1 protein-coding gene is annotated in these 895 nt (G+C 60.3%); it reads right to left on the bottom strand.

What is annotated here, in order from left to right; all coding sequences use genetic code 11:
- Positions 1-16: 16 nt before the first annotated feature.
- Positions 17-717, bottom strand: a protein-coding gene (locus tag LC062_RS21280; RefSeq protein ID WP_224913162.1) for an IS5 family transposase whose coding sequence is annotated in 2 segments (ribosomal slippage) — positions 17-445 and positions 448-717 — 699 coding nt in all. Because the reading frame shifts where the segments join, the coding sequence is not laid out codon by codon here.
- Between the last annotated feature and the right edge of the window lie 178 nt (positions 718-895).

The raw sequence follows: 895 nt of genomic DNA, 5'->3' as shown, positions 1-895 counted from the left end.
TAGGCTCCAGACTCAATCATAGCCAGAACGCGACGAGAGTTGCCAAGGCAACGGCGGACAGGAAGTTTCTGGCGAGTTTGTCGTAGCGGGTTGCGACGCGTCGGAAATCCTTCAGACGGCAGAAGGCGTTCTCGATAAGATGGCGGCTCTTGTAGCGGGTCTTATCATAGCGGATGACACGCTTTCGGTTGGAACGGCCGGGAATGACCGGGACGATTGCCCCCTGGCGCAAGCGCTTTCGCAGGCTGTTGGCGTCATACCCCTTGTCGGCAAGCAGATATCTCACACCCTTCAGGCCAGCCAGCAAGTGTGGCGCGACCGGACTGTCGGCTGCGTTTCCGCCGGTCAGCATGAAGGCGAACGGGCGTCCGATCACGTCCGTGAGGACATGGATTTTGGTGGTTTGCCCGCCCCGCGACGGCCCGATCGCCTGATTTTTCGCCCCCCTTTTCCGCCATGGGCCGAGCGATGTGCCTTGACGTAGGTGCTGTCGATGGAGGTGCATTTGGTGACCGCACCGGACGCCGCGAGCGCTTCGACCAGATCCGCCCAGAACCGTTTGCGGGACCAGCGGTTGAAGCGGTTGTAGACCGTCGTCGAAGGCCCATAGTCTGCCGGACAATCGCACCACCCGCAGCCCACCTTGAGAACATGGATAATGCCGGAGATCACCCGGCGATCATCGACCCGGCGCGCGCCGCCCTTGTTCCTCGGCAAAAGCGGCTCGACGACCGCCTATTGCTCATCCGATAGCCAAAACAAGCGACCCATCCAAGCCTCCAACCTGTCGATTGGAAGCCTTGAATCCGATTTAAACAGTTAAATCAATACTATCAATGGGTTTTAACCCTAGCAGGAAGACGCCCGGTCCGGGGCGGGCGGGAACGCGGCGGCG

The sequence above is a fragment of the Stappia indica genome (assembly GCF_020177335.1).
GTDB lineage: Bacteria > Pseudomonadota > Alphaproteobacteria > Rhizobiales > Stappiaceae > Stappia > Stappia indica_B.
The sequence above is the reverse complement of the archived record's forward strand: the minus strand, read 5'-3'. Positions and strand labels throughout refer to the sequence as shown.